1 protein-coding gene is annotated in these 642 nt (G+C 49.2%); it reads right to left on the bottom strand.

The window, feature by feature from the left end; translation table 11 throughout:
• Positions 1-642 (bottom strand): GTP-binding protein (locus BS617_RS17900; protein ID WP_249263646.1); only part of this gene is annotated, 642 nt, incomplete at both ends.

Genomic DNA, 642 nt, shown 5'->3' on the forward strand with positions numbered 1-642 from the left:
GCTCTACACGGCCTGTTACTACTGTACCACGACCAGAGATAGAGAATACGTCCTCGATAGGCATCAAGAATGGCTGATCGATCGCACGAACTGGATCAGGGATGTAAGCATCTAGCGCTTCGACTAGATTCTTAACCGCTGTTGTTCCTAATTCGTTGTCATCTTCGCCGTTCAATGCCATCAAAGCAGAACCACAGATGATTGGCGTGTCATCACCTGGGAAGTCGTAAGTGTCTAGCAACTCACGGATTTCCATTTCTACAAGCTCACGCATTTCTGCGTATTCTTCAGAATCAACACCGCCACAGTCTTCTGCCAACAAGTCAGCTTTATTCAAGAATACTACGATGTAAGGTACACCTACCTGACGAGACAACAAGATGTGCTCACGAGTCTGTGGCATAGGACCATCAGTCGCGCCACATACTAGGATAGCGCCGTCCATCTGCGCCGCACCAGTGATCATGTTCTTAACATAGTCAGCGTGACCTGGGCAGTCTACGTGCGCGTAGTGGCGAATCTTAGATTCGTACTCTACGTGAGACGTAGAGATCGTGATACCACGCTCACGCTCTTCTGGTGCCTTATCGATACCGTCAAATGCTACGGCTTCACCACCGAAAACTTCTGCACATACGCGAG

It is taken from the genome of Neptunomonas phycophila (assembly GCF_001922575.1).
GTDB classification, from domain to species: Bacteria; Pseudomonadota; Gammaproteobacteria; order Pseudomonadales; family Balneatricaceae; genus Neptunomonas; species Neptunomonas phycophila.